Here is an 18,024-nt window from a genome sequence, read left to right on the forward strand (position 1 = left end):
CTGCTACCCGGCGCACCGACGCCTACCGGGACGGGACTTTCACCCGTTGGAGTGGCGCAGCAAGCCAAGGTCGGTCCTCCCCCCGCGGGGATCAGTCCTTCCTCAACGTCACGACGCACCATGCCCCGGATTATTGATGACAAAGGCCCGCCGGAACGGGCCTGCTGCTATTGCAGGGCCTGCACGCCGGCCACCAGCCAGCCGGTGGAGCCGTCGCGGGGCTTGGTCATGTTCCACACCTCGCGGAACGGGCTGGGCCCGGCGGAGGGTTCCTCGCGGATCATGCCGGAGAACTCGACGCTGGCCATGTAGGCGGCGCCCAGGTCCTCGATGCCGAGCAGCCGGGCCTCGAGCATGACGACCTCGGTGCGGTTCGGCTCCGCCGCATGGCGATCACGTTCGGCGAGCTGCACCTGGATCTCGGCCAGCATGGCATCCGTCATCATGCTGCGCAGCAAGGGGATGTCCGAGCGGTCCCAGGCGTCCTGCAGGGTGATGAAGTGACGCCGGGCCGCCGACAGGAAGGACTCGGTGTCGAAGCCCTCGGGCACGCCCCAGCCGGGCGCCAGCTCGGAACCGGAGGCCGCGCGCCAGCCGCCCGGGGGGGCGTACTGGCCGGCGTCGAAGGCCATGCTGGACCGCTCCCAGGGCCGGGCCGAGGCATCGTTGCCCACTTTGTCGGGGCTGTACTGACGCGGCTCCAGCGGCGCCTCGGCGCCTGCGCCCTGCAGCGCGTACCCGGCTGCCGGACGCCCCGCGCCGCGCCGCGCCCGCAGCACCAGGCCGACCACGACCATGATCACGAGGGCCAGCAGCCCGAACAGCAGGAACTGGGCGAACGCCTCACCGAAGCCCAGCGAGTGGGCCAGCCACGCCAGGCCCAGCCCGGCGGCCGCGCCCGCCAGCAGGCCGCCCATGCGGCTGCGCGGCGCGGCCTGCGCGGTGGCCGCATTCACGGCCGGAGACGGCTGCGCAGCCGTCGCATTGGCGGGCTGCCCTTGCGGTGCCGCGGGCTGCGGCGACGCGGGCTGACGGGCCACGTTCGACGACTGCTGGCCCACCGAGCCGCCGCCGCCCAGGCGGCGCGCGGCGTCGGCATCCGCCGCACCCAACACCAGCGTCAGGGCCAGCAGCAGCGTCCCCAGCTTCGTCATCGACTTGCCCTCCTCCGCGCGCCGGCGCGGCTCAGCACTTGATTCCAACATGCAATGCTGCCACGCCCGCCGTGAGGTTGTGATAGTCCACATGACCGAAACCACCTTCTTGCATCAGGGCCTTGAGGGCCTGCTGGTCCGGATGCATGCGGATGGACTCGGCAAGGTAGCGGTAGCTGGCCTCGTCGCCGGCCACCAGCCGGCCCAGGCGGGGCAGCACGTTGAAGGAGTACCAGTCGTAGGCCTTCTGCAGCGGCTGCGCGACGCGCGAGAACTCCAGCACCAGCAGCTTGCCGCCCGGGCGCAGCACGCGGTGCATCTCGGCCAGCGCCCTGTCCTTGTGGGTCATGTTGCGCAGGCCGAAGCCCACGCTCACGCGGTCGAAGGACGCGTCCGCGAAGGGCAGCCGCTCGGCATCGCACACCAGCGTGGGCAGCACCTGGCCGGCGTCGAGCAGGCGATCGCGGCCCACGCCCAGCATGGCCGGGTTGATGTCGGTGTGAACCACCAGGCCGCTGGGGCCGGCGTGCCGCGCGAATGCGCTCGCCAGGTCACCGGTGCCGCCGGCGATGTCCAGCACGCGGTGGCCAGGCCGCACATCGGCCACCATCACGGTGTAGGCCTTCCAGGCGCGGTGCAGCCCGAGCGACATGAGGTCGTTCATCAGGTCGTAGCGCGGCGCGACGGACTCGAACACGCCCCGCACGCGGCGTGCCTTGTCGCGTTCGTCCACCGTCTCGAAGCCGAAATGGGTCTGGCTCATCGTCCTGGCCTTCCCTGTCACGTTCAGTGACCGCAGGCGCCACCGGCGCGCTCGGTCATGGGCGCATCGCGGTCGACGCCGGCCGCGGCGAGGCGCTCCTCATAGGCGCGCCACAGCGCGTCCTGGTTGGCGCCCAGGTGATGCAGGTAGGACCAGGTGAACAGGCCGCTGTCATGGCCGTCGGAGAACACCGGCTTGATGGCGTAGTTGCCGACCGGCTCGACGTCGACGATCTCGACCTCGCGCTTGCCGGTCTGCAGCACTTCCTGGCCGGGGCCGTGGCCCTGCACCTCGGCCGAGGGCGAGTACACGCGCATCAGCTCGAACGGAATGCGGAAACGGGCGCCGTCGGCGAAGGCGATTTCCAGCACGCGCGAGCGCGCGTGCAGCGTCAGGGCCTCGGGGGTAGGAGTCTCTTGCAGCGTGGCAGCCATGCCGCAAGTGTATGCGGCCGGCCGTGGCACCGCCCGCTAGAACCGCACGGACAGGTTGAGATAGAGGCGATCGTCACCCTTCTGCGGGGCCGACATGTTCACGGTCAGCGGCACCTTGCTGCCCAGCACGATGCGGCCGTAGTCGGCCTGCAGCGCGAACACGCCGGTGGTGTAGCGCAGGCCCAGGCCCACGCTGGCCACGCGGTCGCTGCCGGGCTTGGCGAGCGAGGTGGGGTTGTTGTTGCCGATCCAGCCGGCGTCGACGAAGCCCAGCACACGCAGGCCGGTGGCGAGCTCGGGCGTGGTCAGCTCCAGCGAACCGGACAGGCCGCGATCGCCGGAGAGCGGGCGCTCGACCTCGGTCCCGCGCACGGAGCCCTGCCCGCCCAGGCCGAACTGCTCACCCGAGACGAGGACATCCGGGCTGTACTGCCAGGCGCCACGTGCCGCCCACAGCCACTTCTCGAACGCGGGGGCGGTGTAGTAGATGCCGCCACGCAGCGCCTTCCAGCGGGCGGTGTCGATGCGGGGATCCTCGCTCTGGTAGGCGGCCAGGGTGTTGCCGCTGCCCGAGCCGGTGTTGAACGCGAGATCGGCGTTGTAGCCCCAGACCGACGTGTCGGATTCGGTGCGGGCCGTGTAGCCCAGCGACAGCGGCCGGCTGCGGCGGCTGAGCGCCCCGGGCACGATGATGTCGTTGATGCGCGCGGCGTCGAAGACCTTGTCGTCCAGCGCGATGGTCACGTACGAGCGGCGCCCGCCCTCGGGCGGCAGGTAGGCCGTGTAGCTGATGCCCGCCGTATGGCCCGCGCCGGTGCTGGTGAAGGTGCCGAAGTTGCCCACCACGTCGGAGTGCGTGTAGCTCAGGCCGAGCACGCCACCCAGCTTGTAGAGCGGCACGCGGTACTGCAGGCCGATCTGCCGCACGTCGCCCGGCTTCTCGAACGAGGTGGTGTAGGCACCCTGGAACTGGTGATCCAGGTTGAACAGGTTGGTGTGGCCCCCGGTGAGAGTGAAGCGGTCGCGCCCGGAGGACTTGGAGCCCGCGTTGGACAGCGAGGCGCCCAGGGTCCAGGGTTTCTGCTCGCGCACCGAGATCGTGGCGTCGATCCGGTCGGGCTGCTCGGACTCGCGCAGGCCCACCTGGACCTGCTTGTTCGGGTTTTCGTTGGCGATGGCCGTCTGCACCGCGAGCACCCTGAAGTTGGGGCTGGCACCCTCCTTCAGCTCGGGCACGGTGAGGCGGACATTGGCCTCGTCGTAGATCTTGGCGCCGGCGATGTCGATCTTGCCGATGGCGAAGGTGACGATGGTGAGCTTGACGGTGTCGCCGACTTCCTGCGGCGGCAGGGCCACGCGGTGCAGGCCGAAGCCCTTGTTGCGCAGGGCCGTTTCCAGTGCCGCGGTGGCCTGCTGGAGGGTTTCGATGGTGGCGTTGGCGCGCAGGAAGGGCGCGAGCACCTGCGATGTCTCGCCGTCGCCGAGCGGGTTGTCGCCCTCGACCTGGAAACCGCGGATGGCAAAGACGGTGGGCGCCGCCGGCGTGGCCATGGGCGGGTTCGGCGGCAGGGCCGGCGCCGCCGGGGCGGGCGCTTCAGCCGGCGCCGCCGGGGCAGGCGCGGGGCTCTGGGCCAGGACCGGGCCGGCGGCCACTGTCAGGAGGGCCAGCCATGCGCGCCGCGCGCGGCGCGGCACATCGTTGCGTCGGTTCATTTTCTGGGCCGCTTCACGTTCTTGTTGCGGTGCGATTCTCGCATCCGGGTGCGCGGCTTGTCACCCGCTGACGGCCTACTGGCAACGCACCTGGTTGTTCTTGATGCCCTGCTCGCCGAGGATCGCGCTCAGCAGCGGATTGTTGGAAGTGGGCAGCGGGATGTTGTCGAAGTCCATGAACTTCGGGATCAGGTTCGGGCGACCCACATTGCCGCTGGGGCCGGAGAAGCCGGCCTCGCCGCGGCCGAGATCCAGCACCTGGCCGGCGGACACGATCTGGATGTGGCCGTCCCGCACGAAGACGAACAGGCCCTCGGAACCGTCACCCACGTTGTTGTCGTTCGAAAACAACGTCGGGGGCGGTTGCACGTTGTTGGGCTGCGGCCCTTCCATCTGCGGCTGCTGGAAGATGGGCTGCACCGGGCCGGACGGCGGAATGAACAGGCCCTGCCCGGCATTGAGCACCTGCAGGGCAGTCTGGCCGCCGCCGACCTCGATGGAGCCCAGCCACGTCCACAGCGTGAGGCCTTCGCCCGAGGGGGCGCTCTGGCCGGCTTCGTCACCGCTGCCGCCAGCCTCGGTCGGGCTGGCGCCCGCGCTGCCGGCCTCGGCCTGCGCTGCCAGTGCTGCGTGCAGTTCCCACAGGTCCATCGAGCTGGTCGTGGTGCCGCGGGCAGGCGCGCCACCGCCGCCCGTGCCTTCGGAGGCACAGGGGCCGGTGCACTTGAGGTCGAAGCCCGTGCCGCGGATGCCGATGGTGGCGGTGGCGGTGGCAAAGCCCACGTTCTTGTTGTTGGCCTTGGCGATCAGGCCGGTCAGGGCACGCACGGAGCCGCGCAGCACGGAGGCCAGGAAGCGGCCTTCGCCGGCGTTCTTGGCGTCGAACACGAAGTTGTCGACGCGGAAGCGCGTCTGCGAGCCGAGCGTGATGCGCGTGTCGTCGCGGAAGGCGAGCACGGCCTGCGAGCCGGCGCCGGTCTCGATGAGGTCGCCTGGGTAGATGGCACCGCCGTCGACCACCCGGCGGCGGTCGCCCTTGGCGTCGGTGGCGAAGATCTCGCCCTGCGAGTTGATGATGCGGGCGCTGGCCAGCGGCGCGTTCGGCCGGGCGGCGTCGGTCACCTTGGCCGACTCGCCGGCGCAATCCCCCTTGCACAGGCGGGCGTCGAAGTCGGTGCCGCGGATGCCGATGGTGGCGGTGCTGGTCTGCACCCGCGCCGCGTTGGGGGAGTTCTTGGCGATGACGCCCGTCACGGCCCGGAAGCCGCCACGCACCAGCTGCATCAGCATGCTGTTGTCGGGCGCGTTCTCCTTGAACTGGTACTGCTGCAGCACCAGCTCGGAGTTGGGCCGCACCGTCATGCGGGTGCCGTCCTGCAGCTTGATGATGGCCGAGGCGCCGTCGGAGGTGGTGAGACGGTCGCCCTCCTTGACGGTCATCCCCTTGCCGAGGGTGCGCGGCGTCTGGCCGGGCGTCTGCGCGAAGCCGACCCCGCGTGAGAACTCCACTTCACCCGCCGACTGGGCCTGGGCGACCTGCGCCAGCAGCATGACGGGTACCGCGATCAGGGCCGCGAATCGGAACCCGTGTTGTTTTGCGCTATGCATGACGAACCTCCGGTAGCCGGCGCCCAGGCCGGAATCCACTTGACCATTTGCGGTTATACACGGTCGCGCGCCCACCACCCAGCCGCTTCGACCCGCCGGGGGGTGCAGCGTTGCGGATTTCACGCCGCCGTGCGATTTTCGAGCCCGGCCAGGGCCACGCCCAGCTCGGCCTCCAGCGCGGGCAGCCGGGCTTCCACCGCCGACAGCGCGGCCGCGGCCGGCTCCCGCACGGCCGGCGCCCACAGCGGCGCCGGGAATCGGCTGTCCCAGTCGAAGCGCGCGACCACATGCCAGTGCAGGTGCGGCACCATGTTGCCGAGGGCGGCGAGGTTGACCTTGGCCGGGGCCAGGTGACGCAGCAGGGCGCGCTCGACCTCGGCCACGGCGTCCATGCAGGCGCTGCGGTCCGACGCGTCGAGCTGCGAGTACTCAGCGACGTGATCCGTCCACACCACGCGGTAGAAGCCCGGGAAGCCGGGCTCCTGCGCGTGAATGACGCGCCAGCGCGCACCCTGGTGAACCAGGCGGCCGCCCGGCCCCTCGCACAGCGGGCAGCCAGCCACCCGTTGCCCGGCAGGGGCAGGCGCGGCGGTCACACCAGCACGCGCTCGATGCCGCCGGCGTTGGCGGCCCGCACGTAATCGGCCATCCAGTCGGGGCCGAGGATGTGCCGGGCCATCTCGACGACGATGTAGTCGGCCTCCAGCAGGCCGTTCGTGAGGTCGTTGCCGTAGCGGGTGAGGCCCTGCAGGCAGCTCGGGCAGCTGGTCAGGATCTTCACCGGGCCCTGGGCCGGCACCGCGCCCGTGGCGCGCAGGGCGGCCTCGTCGCGACGCAGCTCCTCCTCCTTGCGGAAGCGGACCTGGGTCGAGATGTCGGGCCGCGTCACGCCCAGCGTGCCCGATTCGCCGCAGCAGCGCTCGGACTTGCGCACCTGGTCGCCCACCAGCGCCTTGACCGTCTTCATCGGGTCCTGCAGCTTCATCGGCGAGTGGCAGGGGTCGTGGAAGAGGTAGCCGCCCGAGCCTTCGAGGCGGATGCCCTTCTCGAGCAGGTACTCGTGGATGTCGATGATGCGGCAGCCCGGGAAGATCTTGTCGAACTGGTAGCTCTGCAGCTGGTCGTAGCAGGTGCCGCAGGAGACCACCACGGTCTTGATGTCCAGGTAGTTCAGCGTGTTGGCCACGCGGTGGAACAGCACTCGGTTGTCGGTGATCATCTTCTCGGCCTTGTCGAACTGGCCGGAGCCGCGCTGGGGGTAGCCGCAGCACAGGTAGCCCGGCGGCAGCACGGTCTGCACGCCCGCATGCCAGAGCATGGCCTGGGTGGCCAGGCCCACCTGCGAGAAGAGGCGTTCCGAGCCGCAGCCGGGGAAGTAGAACACCGCTTCCGACTCCGACGACGTGGCCTTCGGATCCCGGATGATGGGCACGTAGTCCTTGTCCTCGATGTCCAGCAGCGCCCGCGCGGTGCGGTTGGGCAGGCCGCCCGGCAGCTTCTTGTTGACGAAGTGGATCACCTGCTCCTTCACCGGCGCGGGGCCGCCGGTGGTGGCGGGCGGCTGGCTGGTCTGGCGCCGCGCCAGGCCGCCCAGCAGGTCGGCGGCCAGCCGCTGCGCCTTGAAGCCCAGGCCCACCATGCCGGCGCGGATGAGCTTGATCGTCTGCGGGTTGGTGGCGTTGAGCATCAGCATCGCGGCCGCGTTGCCCGGCCGGAAGCTCTTCTGCCCCATCTTGCGCAGCAGGTTGCGCATGTTCATCGTCACGTCGCCGAAGTCGATCTTCACCGGGCAGGGGTTGAAGCACTTGTGGCAGACGGTGCAATGGTCGGCGACGTCCTCGAACTCCTCCCAGTGCTTGATGGAGACGCCGCGGCGCGTCTGCTCCTCGTAGAGGAAGGCCTCCACCAGCAGCGAGGTGGCCAGGATCTTGTTGCGCGGGCTGTAGAGCAGGTTGGCGCGGGGCACGTGCGTGGCGCACACGGGCTTGCACTTGCCGCAGCGCAGGCAGTCCTTCACGCTGTCGGCAATGGCGCCGATGTCGCTCTGCTGCATGATCAGCGACTCGTGGCCCATCAGGCCGAAGCTGGGCGTGTAGGCGTCCGTCAGGTCGGCATGCGAGGGCGCGCCGTCGCCGCGCTCGCCGACGGCGGCATCGCGCAGCAGCTTGCCGCGGTTGAAGCGGCCCTCGGGGTCGACGCGGCGCTTGTAGTCGGCGAAGGGCTGCAGTTCCTCGTCGGTCAGGAACTCCAGCTTGGTGATGCCGATGCCGTGCTCGCCGGAGATCACGCCGTCGAGCGAGCGCGCCAGGGCCATGATGCGCTTGACCGCCGCGTGGGCCGTCTGCAGCATGTCGTAGTCGTCGCTGTTGACCGGGATGTTGGTGTGCACGTTGCCGTCGCCGGCATGCATGTGCAGCGCCACCCAGACCCGGCCCTTGAGCACGCGCTTGTGGATGGCGCCCAGCTCGTCCAGGATGGGCGCGAAGGCGGTGCCGGCGAAGACCTGCGCCAGCGGCGCGCGCAGCTGGGTCTTCCAGCTCGCGCGCAGGCTGTGGTCCTGCAGCTGCGGGAACAGCCGCTCCACGTCAGCCAGCCAGCCCTGCCACTGCGTGCGCACCTCGCGCACCACGGCCAGCGCCTGCGCCACGCGGTCTTCCAGCAGCTCGGCCGAGGGGATCTCGCCGGCGTCGTCCTGCCGGCCCAGGGGCAGGCGGCCGCGCAGGAAGAAGGCTTCCAGTTCGTCGGTCAGGCGGATCTTGTTGGCCAGCGACAGCTCGATGTTGATGCGCTCGATGCCGTCGGTGTACTCCGCCATGCGCGGCAGCGGGATGACCACGTCCTCGTTGATCTTGAAGGCGTTGGTGTGGCGGCTGATGGCCGCCGTGCGCTTGCGGTCCAGCCAGAACTTCTTGCGTGCCTCCGGGCTGATGGCGACGAAGCCCTCGCCGCTGCGCGAGTTGGCCAGGCGCACCACCTCGGAGGTGGCCCGCGCCACCGCGTCGGCGTCGTCCCCGGCGATGTCGCCGATCAGCACCATCTTGGGCAGCACGGCGCGCTTGCTCTTGGTGGCGTAGCCCACCGCGCGCAGGTAGCGGTCGTCCAGGTGTTCCAGGCCGGCCAGCACGGTGCCGGTGCGGCCCTGCTCGGCGAACATGAAGTCCTTGATCTCCACGATGCTGGGCACGGCGTCGCGCGCGTTGCCGAAGAACTCCAGGCAGACGGTGCGGGTGTGCTTCGGCATGCGGTGCACGACCCAGCGCGCGCTGGTGATCAGACCGTCACAGCCCTCCTTCTGGATGCCCGGCAGGCCGGCGAGGAACTTGTCCGTCACGTCCTTGCCCAGGCCCTCCTTGCGGAAGCGGGCGCCAGGGATCTCCAGCCGCTCCACGCGCGCGGGCTTCGTCCAGTCGATGCGCGGGGCGGCCGCGAAGTAGCGCAGCTCGAAGGTGGCCACGGGCGCGTCGTGGATCTTGCCCAGGTTGTGGTCCAGGCGGACCACCTCCAGCCACTCGGCGTCGGGCGTCACCATCCGCCAGGACACCAGGTTGTCCAGGGCGGTGCCCCACAGCACGGCCTTCTTGCCGCCGGCGTTCATGGCGATGTTGCCGCCGATGCAGGAGGCCTCGGCCGAAGTCGGATCGACCGCGAACACGTAGCCGGCGCGCTCCGCGGCATCGGCCACGCGCTGGGTCACGACGCCGGCCTCCGTCCAGACGGTGGGGACCGGCTGCGAGTGCCCGGGGACGGCGACCAGCTCGACCTCGGTCATCGCCTCCAGCTTCTCGGTGTTGATGACCGCGCTCTTCCAGGTCAGCGGCACGGCGCCGCCGGTGTAGCCGGTCCCGCCGCCGCGCGGGATGATGGTCAGGCCCAGTTCGATGCAGGCCTTCACCAGCGCGGCCATCTCGGCCTCGGTGTCGGGCGTCAGCACCACGAACGGGTATTCGACGCGCCAGTCCGTGGCGTCGGTCACGTGCGAGACACGCGACAGGCCGTCGAAGCGGATGTTGTCGCGCGCCGTGCAGCGCCGCAGCACGCGCTGGGCGCGTGCTCGCAGCGCGGCCGTCTCGCCGAAGGCGGCATCGAAGCGGCCCACGGCCTCGCGGGCGGCGGCCAGCAGCTCGCCCACCAGCGCGTCGCGCGTGGCGTCGGCCTGCGGCGTGCGGCGCTTCTCGATCTCGGCCAGGCGGTGGTGCAGGGCCTCGACCAGCAGCCGGCGACGGCGGGGATTGTCGAGCAGATCGTCCTGCAGGTAGGGGTTGCGCTGCACGACCCAGATGTCGCCCAGCACCTCGTACAGCATGCGGGCCGAGCGGCCGGTGCGGCGCTCCTCGCGCAGGCGGTTGAGGACGTCCCAGGCGCGGGCGCCCAGCAGCCGGATGACGATCTCGCGGTCCGAGAACGAGGTGTAGTTGTACGGGATCTCGCGCAGACGAGGGGCTTCCTCATCCGCGTTGGCCAGGAGGTGTTCGAGCGTTGCGGGAGCGTTCATCAGAGGGCTCTTGTCAGCCAAACGTCTCACTCGGCTGAGGGGGGATGTTACCGCAGTGCACCATGCGGCCGGGGTCAGGCCCCTGCCATGCCCCTATGGCAAACCCGCTTGTCCGGCCCGGAGGGCGCCGGTCTAATGCGCCGGGCCGATCAATTGTCACAAAGGGGCCTTAGAGTCCTGACCTTTCCCGCATCCAAGGAGTGCTTCATGAAACTTAAGTTATCCGTCCTCGCGACCGCCGCGCTCGTCAGCCTGTCCGCGCAAGCCCAGACCGAAGTCCAGTGGTGGCACTCCATGGGCGGTGCCCTGGGCGAATGGGTCAACGACCTCGCGAAGGAATTCAACGCCAGCCAGAAGGACTACAAGATCGTCCCCACGTTCAAGGGCAGCTACGACGAGTCCATGACGGCCGCCATCGCGGCCTACCGCGCCGGCAACGCCCCGCACATCCTGCAGGTGTTCGAGGTCGGCACCGCCACCATGATGGCCTCCAAGGGTGCGATCGTCCCGGTGGCCGAGGTGATGACCAAGGCCGGGCTGAAGTTCGATCCCTCGGTGTATGTGCCCGCCGTGTCCGGCTACTACACCGCGCCCAACGGGCAGATGCTGAGCTTCCCGTTCAACAGCTCCACGCCGGTCTTCCACTACAACAAGGACGCCTTCAAGGCCGCCGGCCTGGACCCCGAGAAGCCGCCGACCACCTGGCCCGAGGTGGCCCTGGCAGCCGCCAAGCTGAAGGCCTCCGGCCACAAGTGCCCGTTCACCACGAGCTGGATCAGCTGGACCCAGCTGGAAAGCTTCTCGGCCTGGCACAACGTGCTGTTCGCCACCAAGAACAACGGTTTCGGCGGCAATGACGCGCGGCTGGCCTTCAACAGCCCGCTGCACGTGCGCCACATCGAGAACCTGGCGAACATGGCCAAGACCGGCCTGTTCGTGTACAAGGGCCGCAACAACGCGGCGGATGCCACCTTCGTCTCGGGCGAGTGCGCCATGGCCACGGGTTCGTCCGCCCTGGCCGGCAGCGTGAAGCGCAACAGCAAGTTCGCCTACGGCATCGGCACCCTGCCCTACTACCCCGACGTGCCGGGCGCCCCGCAGAACACCGTGATCGGCGGCGCCAGCCTGTGGGTGATGTCGGGCAAGAAGGCCGAGGAATACAAGGGCGTAGCCCAGTTCTTCAACTACCTGTCGCAGGCCGACGTGGCCGCCAAGAGCCACCAGCGCACCGGCTACCTGCCGGTCACCAAGGCCTCGTTCGAGCTGACCGACAAGTCCGGCTTCTACAAGCAGAACCCCGGCTACGACGTCTCGGTGAACCAGATGATCCGCAAGACGACCGACAAGTCGCGCGGCGTGCGCCTGGGCAACTTCGTGCAGATCCGCACCGTGATCGACGAGGAACTCGAAGGCGTGTGGCGCGGTGCCAAGCAGCCGAAGGAGGCGCTGGACACCGCCGTGAAGCGCGGCAACGAGCTGCTGGAGCGCTTCCAGAAAGCCAACAAGTCCTGACGGACTTGTTGGCTTTGCCGCCGGACTGACGGCACCCCCTCCCCGGCCCTCCCCCGCCGGGCGGGGGAGGGTGACGACCCCATCCCTCGTAGGCTGGGGTGGAGCGGCAGCGCAACCCCAGCGGTCCCCGCACCCCACCGTCTGATGTCCCGCCTTCGCGGGACCGACGTTATCCGACAGAATGTCACGCCATGGAGAAGAGGGTCCTTTTCAAGTCCGCATGGCTGCCGTGGGTGCTGATCGCCCCGCAGATGGCCATCATCCTGGTGTTCTTCTTCTGGCCGGCCGGCCAGGCGCTGTACCAGTCGGTGCTGCAGCAGGACGCCTTCGGCTCCACCAGCGAGTTCGTCGGCCTCGACAACTTCAAGCGCCTGTTCAACGACCCGAGCTACCTGGCCTCGTTCAAGACCACGGCCATCTTCTCGGTGCTGGTGGCCGTGGGCGGGCTGGCCATCTCCCTGCTGCTGGCGGTCATGGCCAACCGGGTGGTGCGCGGCGCCGGCATCTACAAGACGCTGCTGATCTGGCCCTACGCGGTGGCGCCGGTGGTGGCCGGCGTGCTGTGGCTGATGATGTTCGCCTCGCCCTATGGCGTGATCCGCTACGCGCTGATCGAGATGGGCTACGACTGGAACCACCTGCTCAACGCCAACCACGCCATGGCGCTGATCGTGATGGCGGCGATCTGGAAGCACATCTCCTACAACTTCCTGTTCTTCCTCGCCGGGCTGCAATCGATCCCGCAATCGCTGATCGAGGCCGCCACCATCGACGGCGCGTCGCCCTGGCGGCGCTTCTGGACCATCGTGTTCCCGCTGCTGTCGCCCACCACGTTCTTCCTGCTGGTGATCAACATCATCTACGCCTTCTTCGACACCTTCGCCATCGTCGACGCGGCCACGCACGGCGGCCCGGGCAAGGAGACGGCGATCCTGGTCTACAAGGTCTACTACGACGGCTTCAAGGCGCTGGACATCAACGGCTCGGCCGCGCAATCGGTGGTGCTGATGGCCATCGTCGTCGCCCTCACCGTGGTGCAGTTCCGCTTCGTCGAGAAGAAGGTCCACTACTAGAAGAATGGATCACCGATGATCGAGCGCCGCCCCATCCTGGACTTCTTCAGCCACCTCATCCTGGTCATCGGGGTGATCGCGGTGTTCTTCCCGATCTACGTCACCTTCATCGGCTCGACGCAGACCGCGCAGCAGATCTCCACAAGCAACCCCATCTCGCTGTTGCCGGGCAGCAACATGCTCGAGAGCTACCGTTTCGCGCTGCTGGGCGGCAAGACGGAAGCCGGCGCCACCGTGGCCCCGGCACTGCCGATGATGGGCATCAGCCTCGCCAGCGCGCTGATCATCGCCATCGGCAAGATCGCCATCTCGCTGCTGTCGGCGTTTGCCATCGTCTACTTCCGCTTCCCGGCCAAGAACATCATCTTCTGGATGGTCTTCGTCACGCTGATGCTGCCGGTCGAGGTGCGCATCGGACCCACGTACGAGGTCATCTCCGACCTGAAGATGCTCAACACGATGTCGGGCCTGACCATCCCGCTCATCGCCTCGGCCACTGCCACCTTCCTGTTCCGCCAGTTCTTCCTGACCGTGCCGGACGAACTGGTGGAGGCCGCGCGCATCGACGGCGCCGGGCCCATGCGCTTCTTCTGGGACGTGCTGATCCCGCTGTCCAAGACGTCAATGGCGGCGCTGTTCGTGATCCAGTTCATCTACGGCTGGAACCAGTACCTGTGGCCGCTGCTGGTGACCACCGACGAGAAGATGTACCCCATCGTCATGGGCATCAAGCGGCTGATCTTCGGTGAGGTCTACATCGAGTGGAACGTGGTGATGGCCACCGCGATCCTGGCCATGCTGCCGCCGGCGGTGGTGGTCATCGTGATGCAGAAGTGGTTCGTCAAGGGCCTGGTAGATACTGAGAAATAAAGTGGCTTCGATCTCTCTTCGCAACGTCATCAAGAAGTACGGCAAGGGCAAGCAGGAATTGCAGGTGATCCACGGCGTGAACGCCGAGATCGCCGACCGCGAGTTCGTCGTCATCGTCGGGCCCTCGGGCTGCGGCAAGTCCACCCTGCTGCGCATGGTCGCCGGCCTGGAGGAGATCTCCGGTGGCGAGATCGACATCGGCGGGCGCGTGGTGAACCAGCTGGAGCCGGCCGAGCGCGACATCGCCATGGTGTTCCAGAACTACGCGCTCTATCCGCACATGAGCGTGTTCGAGAACATGGCCTACGGCCTGAAGATCCGCAAGGTGCCGGCCGACGAGATCAAGGCCCGCGTGGACAAGGCAGCCGGCATCCTGGAACTGTCGCACCTGCTGGACCGCAAGCCGCGCCAGCTCTCCGGCGGCCAGCGCCAGCGCGTGGCCATGGGCCGCGCCATCGTGCGCCAGCCGCAGGTGTTCCTGTTCGACGAGCCGCTGTCCAACCTCGACGCCAAGCTGCGAGCGCAGACCCGGCTGGAGATCCAGAAGCTGCACCGCGAGCTGGGCATCACCTCGCTCTTCGTCACGCACGACCAGGTGGAAGCGATGACGCTGGCGCAGCGCATGCTGGTCATGAATGCCGGCAACATGGAGCAGTTCGGCACGCCGGAGGAGGTGTACCACCGGCCGGCCTCCACCTTCGTCGCCAGCTTCATCGGATCGCCGCCCATGAACCTGCTGAAGAACGCACCCGGTGGCCGCGCCGGGACGATCACCGGCATCCGGCCCGAGCACCTGGACGTGTCGGACACCGGCTGGGCCGTGCGCGTCGAGACGGTGGAGCTGCTGGGCGCCGAGCGCCTGATCTACGGGCGGCTGGGTGACGAGCAGCTGATCGTGCGGGTCGACGAGCACCACCCCGTGCCCGCAGCGGAATCGGTCTTCCATGTGCGCCCGCGCGAAGACCGCCTGCATGCCTTCGACGTGACCACGGGCAAGCGGATCGCCGCGTGATGCCCGCCTGGCCCTACCCGCGCTGGATCGCGCACCGGGGCGCGGGCAAGCTCGCCCCCGAGAACACCCTCGCCGCCTTCCGCCTCGGCGCCGAACACGGCTACCGCATGTTCGAGTGCGACGTGAAGCTCTCCGCCGACGAGGTGCCCTTCCTGCTGCACGACGCCACGCTGGAACGTACGACCAACGGCCGCGGCACCGCGGGCGACCTGTCGTGGTCCGATCTCGCGCGGCTCGACGCAGGCGGATGGCACTCGCGTGCCCATGCGGGCGAGCCCCTGCCCAGCTTCGAGAACATCGCCCGCTACTGCCTCGCCAACGGGCATGCGCTCAACATCGAGATCAAGCCCACGCCGGGCCTGGAGGCCCGCACCGGCGAAGTGGTCGCCCACCATGCGGCGCGGCTCTGGGCCGGGCAGGCGGTGCCGCCGCTGCTCACCTCCTTCCGGCCCGAGGCCCTGCAAGCGGCCCAGGCGGCCCAGCCGCAGCTGCCGCGCGGGCTGCTGCTCGATACCTTGTGGGACGGCTGGTTCGCCGTGGCGCAATCCCTGCAGTGCGTGGCGATCGTCTGCAACCATGCGCTGTGGGATGCGGCGCTCGTGGCGCAGGTGCACGGGGCCGGCCTGCGTTGCCTGAGCTACACGCCCAATGATCCCTGGGCGGCGCAACGCCTGCTGGCACTGGGGACCGACGGCCTCATCACGGACCGGGTGGACCTGTTCGCACCAGCGGACTGAGCCGGCCTTCGAAGTCCTCCTCCGCCAGGCTGCCGTCCACGCGCACCCGGCTCGCCCGCTGATCGAAGGTACGCACCTGCGCGCCAGCGAAACGCATCGCGTAGGCCAGGAAGCGCTCGGAATGCAGCGGCAGGCCGGTCTGGATGCAGTAGTGCGGCGCCAGCAGCAGCCGCGACCCGTAGGCCCGGTACACGCCGCTGCCCGCCAGCGCGAAACGGTCATTGAGCCCGCCCCAGGCCTCCCAGGCCGGCAGGCCCAGGTGCATGGCGCCCGAAGCCGCATGGTCGATCACGGCCGGCGCCAGCGGCTCGTGATACTGCAGATCGGGCCGCGCGAACAGCACCACATCCGGTGCCTCCGCCGCGGCCAGCGCGGTGGCGAGATGCAGCGAGCGCAACTGCAGCAGCAGGTTGACCAACGACACATGGCCGTCACCCCAGGCATCGCCATACGGCTTGAGGCTGGCCAGCAGACCCGGCTCATCCAGCGGACGCGCCTCGATCTGCGTGCGGAAGGCTTCGAACGGCCGGTAGTTGGCCTCGGGCAGCGGGGCGTCTTCCCCGCTGCGCGGGTTGACCACGCGGTCCTGCCGGTAGAGGTGGGCGACGACCGTCACGGACGCGGCCGTGGCAAGCGGCGCCAGCAGGTGGCGCTCGATCGATGGCCAGCAGACCGCCGAGCAGCGCGGCAGGCCGAAGAAGGCGACCACCGCGCGCATGGCCGCGGCGGGCCGTCAGCGCAGGTCGCCCGCGAGCGAAGCCAGCGTCTCGGGCGCGATGGCCACGTGCGCCGGGTAGTTCGTGTGGTCGCAGCCCAGCTTCACCGCGGCCCCCGCCTTCACCGCCTGGCACATGGCGGGCGTGAACTCGAAGCGCAGGAAGTGCACCGAGGAGGTCTTCTCGTCGTTCTCGCGCTCCAGGTCCTCGTCGGCGAGGGCATAGACGCGGGCGTGACCCTCGACCTCCACGAACATGCGGTCCTCCACGCCGATCAGGCGGGCCAGTTCACGCTTGCGCTCGTTGATGTCCGGGTACTCGATCAGCATCGTGGCCTTCCAGTTGGTGCCGTCGGGCACCAGCGGGGCGTAGGCGTCGATCTCCGACTGGATGCCCTCTTCCTCGAAGATCTTCTCGATGCGCAGCATCTCCTGGATCTGGTAGCGCATGGTGAGCTCGCTCTCGAACTGCACCGTGATGTGGTCGCCCAGCGCCACGCTGCGCAGCTTGCGATGGGCGATGACCTCGGCGTGGTGCGTCTTGCGCCACTTCGAGTAGGCCTCGAGCGTCATCAGGTTGTCCGGTGCGATCTTGCCGGTGGTCTGCATGATGGTGTTTCCTTGCACTCGGTCGCTACTTCAGGCCGTAGGCCATGCGCACCAGCGTCAGCGGGTGCTCCAGCTTCGGCGCGCCCAGGCCATTGACCTCGAAACCCTGGGCGATGTGGTGGCCACCCAGCGGGCAGTCGGAACTGATGTAGTCCGGCAGCCCGCCCTGCGGGTGCTCGGCCATCTTCTTGAACAGCGGCTTGCCGATCTTCATGGCCATCTGGTGATAGGCCTTCTTCACGCCGAAGGTGCCGGCGTGGCCGGAGCAGCGCTCGTTGGTCTGCACGGACGTGCCGGGCACCATCTTCAGCATCTCCTCGGTCTTCTTGCCGATGTTCTGCACCCGGCTGTGGCAAGGCACCTGGTAGCTCACCTTGCCCAGGGACTGCGGGAACTCGGTCTTGAGCAGGCCGTCCTTGCGGCGCGCCGACAGGTACTCGAACGGGTCCCACATGGCGGCCTTGACGGCCTGCACGTCGGCCTCGTCCGGGTACATGAGCGGGATTTCCTGCTTGAACATCAGCGTGCAGCTGGGCACCGCCGAGAGGATGGCGAAGCCGTCCTTGGCGTACTTCGCAAGCACGGGGATGTTGGCCCGCTTGCTGGCATCCACCGACTCCAGGTCGCCCAGCTCCAGCTTGGGCATGCCGCAGCACTGCTCCTTCTCGACCAGCACGTACGGGATGTCGTTGTGCTGCAGGATCTTCAGCAGATCCATGCCGATGCCGGGCTCGTTGTAGTTGACATAGCAGGTCGAGAAGATCGCGACCTTGCCGGGTGTGCGCTCGCCATCCTTCACCGGGACATCGGCGGACTTCGGCGCCTGGCTGCGGAACTTGCGGGTCGCCAGCGATGGCAACCAGGCGTTGCGGTCGACGCCCAGCGTGCTTTCCATCAACGCGCGGGCGGGCTTGGTGGAGGTGACCGCGTTGGCCACCTGCACCACGATCGGGATGCCCGCGAAGGAGCCGTGCACATCGGTGGAGGCCAGGAACTTCTCGCCGCCGCTCACTTCGCCCTTGCGGAACTTGATGGCCTTGGCGCGCAGCATGGTGTGCGGGAAGTCCAGGTTCCACTCGTGCGGCGGCACGTAGGGGCACTTGGTCATGTAGCACAGGTCGCACAGGTAGCACTGGTCGACCACCTTCCAGTAGTCCTTCTTGTCCACGCCGTCCATCTCGCCCGTCTTGCCGTTGTCGACCAGGTCGAACAGCGTGGGGAACGAGCCGCACAGGCTGACGCAGCGGCGGCAGCCGTGACAGATGTCGAAGATGCGCTCCATCTCCTTGAAGGTCGCGGCCTCGTCGTAGAACTCGGGCGTCTTCCAGGCGA

At 68.7% G+C, this 18,024-nt stretch carries 15 protein-coding genes; 5 read left to right on the top strand and 10 right to left on the bottom strand.

Going from position 1 to position 18,024, the window contains the following annotated elements:
- Positions 1 to 167: 167 nt before the first annotated feature.
- The 7 genes from ACE3T5_RS17190 to ACE3T5_RS17220 all read right to left on the bottom strand — a co-directional run bounded on the left by ACE3T5_RS17190 (position 168) and on the right by ACE3T5_RS17220 (position 10,164).
- On the bottom strand, positions 168 to 1,154 hold the full coding sequence (locus ACE3T5_RS17190; protein WP_374669322.1) for a Tim44 domain-containing protein: 987 nt from the start codon (positions 1,152 to 1,154) through the stop codon (positions 168 to 170).
- A 31-nt stretch (positions 1,155 to 1,185) separates the two neighbouring features.
- The gene (gene ubiE / locus ACE3T5_RS17195; RefSeq protein ID WP_374669323.1) at positions 1,186 to 1,917 is read right to left on the bottom strand and encodes a bifunctional demethylmenaquinone methyltransferase/2-methoxy-6-polyprenyl-1,4-benzoquinol methylase UbiE; all 732 of its coding nucleotides are present in this window, start codon (positions 1,915 to 1,917) and stop codon (positions 1,186 to 1,188) included.
- A 23-nt stretch (positions 1,918 to 1,940) separates the two neighbouring features.
- The gene (locus tag ACE3T5_RS17200) at positions 1,941 to 2,351 is read right to left on the bottom strand and encodes a gamma-butyrobetaine hydroxylase-like domain-containing protein (protein WP_374669324.1); all 411 of its coding nucleotides are present in this window, start codon (positions 2,349 to 2,351) and stop codon (positions 1,941 to 1,943) included.
- 36 nt (positions 2,352 to 2,387) lie between these two features.
- Positions 2,388 to 4,064: a ShlB/FhaC/HecB family hemolysin secretion/activation protein gene (locus tag ACE3T5_RS17205; RefSeq protein ID WP_374669325.1), complete on the bottom strand. Its 1,677-nt coding sequence runs from the start codon at positions 4,062 to 4,064 to the stop codon at positions 2,388 to 2,390.
- Between the two features lie 75 nt (positions 4,065 to 4,139).
- Complete coding sequence (locus ACE3T5_RS17210; protein WP_374669326.1) at positions 4,140 to 5,672, bottom strand: FecR domain-containing protein; 1,533 nt, start codon at positions 5,670 to 5,672, stop codon at positions 4,140 to 4,142.
- Between the two features lie 119 nt (positions 5,673 to 5,791).
- On the bottom strand, positions 5,792 to 6,268 hold the full coding sequence (locus ACE3T5_RS17215; RefSeq protein ID WP_374669327.1) for an HIT family protein: 477 nt from the start codon (positions 6,266 to 6,268) through the stop codon (positions 5,792 to 5,794).
- A complete protein-coding gene (locus tag ACE3T5_RS17220) occupies positions 6,265 to 10,164 on the bottom strand; it encodes a DUF3683 domain-containing protein (RefSeq protein ID WP_374669328.1) in 3,900 nt (1,299 codons plus the stop codon). Before ACE3T5_RS17220 ends, ACE3T5_RS17215 begins: the two co-directional genes overlap by 4 nt.
- Positions 10,165 to 10,371: 207 nt before the next feature.
- Here ACE3T5_RS17220 and ugpB point away from each other — a divergent pair, with 207 nt between their 5' ends.
- The 5 genes from ugpB to ugpQ all read left to right on the top strand — a co-directional run bounded on the left by ugpB (position 10,372) and on the right by ugpQ (position 15,368).
- Positions 10,372 to 11,676, top strand: a complete 1,305-nt coding sequence (ugpB, locus tag ACE3T5_RS17225; RefSeq protein WP_374669329.1) for a sn-glycerol-3-phosphate ABC transporter substrate-binding protein UgpB — start codon at positions 10,372 to 10,374, stop codon at positions 11,674 to 11,676.
- A 191-nt stretch (positions 11,677 to 11,867) separates the two neighbouring features.
- The gene (gene ugpA / locus ACE3T5_RS17230) at positions 11,868 to 12,749 is read left to right on the top strand and encodes a sn-glycerol-3-phosphate ABC transporter permease UgpA (RefSeq protein ID WP_374669330.1); all 882 of its coding nucleotides are present in this window, start codon (positions 11,868 to 11,870) and stop codon (positions 12,747 to 12,749) included.
- 15 nt (positions 12,750 to 12,764) lie between these two features.
- Complete coding sequence (ugpE, locus tag ACE3T5_RS17235) at positions 12,765 to 13,619, top strand: sn-glycerol-3-phosphate ABC transporter permease UgpE (protein ID WP_374669331.1); 855 nt, start codon at positions 12,765 to 12,767, stop codon at positions 13,617 to 13,619.
- 1 nt (position 13,620) lies between these two features.
- A complete protein-coding gene (ugpC, locus tag ACE3T5_RS17240; protein ID WP_374669332.1) occupies positions 13,621 to 14,631 on the top strand; it encodes a sn-glycerol-3-phosphate ABC transporter ATP-binding protein UgpC in 1,011 nt (336 codons plus the stop codon).
- Entirely contained in the window at positions 14,631 to 15,368 is a 738-nt protein-coding gene (gene ugpQ, locus ACE3T5_RS17245) for a glycerophosphodiester phosphodiesterase (RefSeq protein ID WP_374669333.1), read from the top strand. Before ugpC ends, ugpQ begins: the two co-directional genes overlap by 1 nt.
- Here the strand turns inward: ugpQ and ACE3T5_RS17250 are convergent.
- The 3 genes from ACE3T5_RS17250 to ACE3T5_RS17260 all read right to left on the bottom strand — a co-directional run.
- Positions 15,331 to 16,086, bottom strand: coding sequence for a hypothetical protein (locus ACE3T5_RS17250; RefSeq protein WP_374669334.1), 756 nt, complete (start codon positions 16,084 to 16,086; stop codon positions 15,331 to 15,333). The genes ugpQ and ACE3T5_RS17250 overlap by 38 nt on opposite strands.
- A 15-nt stretch (positions 16,087 to 16,101) precedes the next feature.
- Positions 16,102 to 16,692 carry a DUF3501 family protein gene (locus ACE3T5_RS17255; protein ID WP_374669335.1) on the bottom strand — a complete coding sequence of 197 codons (591 nt, stop codon included), beginning with the start codon at positions 16,690 to 16,692 and terminating at the stop codon, positions 16,102 to 16,104.
- 25 nt (positions 16,693 to 16,717) lie between these two features.
- Positions 16,718 to 18,024 (bottom strand): (Fe-S)-binding protein (locus ACE3T5_RS17260; RefSeq protein WP_374669336.1); only part of this gene is annotated, 1,307 nt, incomplete at its 5' end.

It is taken from the genome of Ramlibacter sp., from assembly GCF_041916345.1.
Taxonomy (GTDB): Bacteria; Pseudomonadota; Gammaproteobacteria; order Burkholderiales; family Burkholderiaceae_C; genus Ramlibacter.

Bases quoted from the DNA above. Each gene is read 5' to 3' on its own strand.
- ACE3T5_RS17210 (WP_374669326.1), bottom strand. From the start codon at position 5,672: ATGCATAGCGCAAAACAACACGGGTTCCGATTCGCGGCCCTGATCGCG.
- ACE3T5_RS17255 (WP_374669335.1), bottom strand. From the start codon at position 16,692: ATGCAGACCACCGGCAAGATCGCACCGGACAACCTGATGACGCTCGAG.
- ugpE (WP_374669331.1), top strand. From the start codon at position 12,765: ATGATCGAGCGCCGCCCCATCCTGGACTTCTTCAGCCACCTCATCCTG.
- ACE3T5_RS17220 (WP_374669328.1), bottom strand. From the start codon at position 10,164: ATGAACGCTCCCGCAACGCTCGAACACCTCCTGGCCAACGCGGATGAG.
- ugpB (WP_374669329.1), top strand. From the start codon at position 10,372: ATGAAACTTAAGTTATCCGTCCTCGCGACCGCCGCGCTCGTCAGCCTG.
- ubiE (WP_374669323.1), bottom strand. From the start codon at position 1,917: ATGAGCCAGACCCATTTCGGCTTCGAGACGGTGGACGAACGCGACAAG.
- ACE3T5_RS17205 (WP_374669325.1), bottom strand. From the start codon at position 4,064: ATGAACCGACGCAACGATGTGCCGCGCCGCGCGCGGCGCGCATGGCTG.
- ugpA (WP_374669330.1), top strand. From the start codon at position 11,868: ATGGAGAAGAGGGTCCTTTTCAAGTCCGCATGGCTGCCGTGGGTGCTG.
- ACE3T5_RS17200 (WP_374669324.1), bottom strand. From the start codon at position 2,351: ATGGCTGCCACGCTGCAAGAGACTCCTACCCCCGAGGCCCTGACGCTG.
- ACE3T5_RS17190 (WP_374669322.1), bottom strand. From the start codon at position 1,154: ATGACGAAGCTGGGGACGCTGCTGCTGGCCCTGACGCTGGTGTTGGGT.
- ugpQ (WP_374669333.1), top strand. From the start codon at position 14,631: ATGCCCGCCTGGCCCTACCCGCGCTGGATCGCGCACCGGGGCGCGGGC.
- ACE3T5_RS17250 (WP_374669334.1), bottom strand. From the start codon at position 16,086: ATGCGCGCGGTGGTCGCCTTCTTCGGCCTGCCGCGCTGCTCGGCGGTC.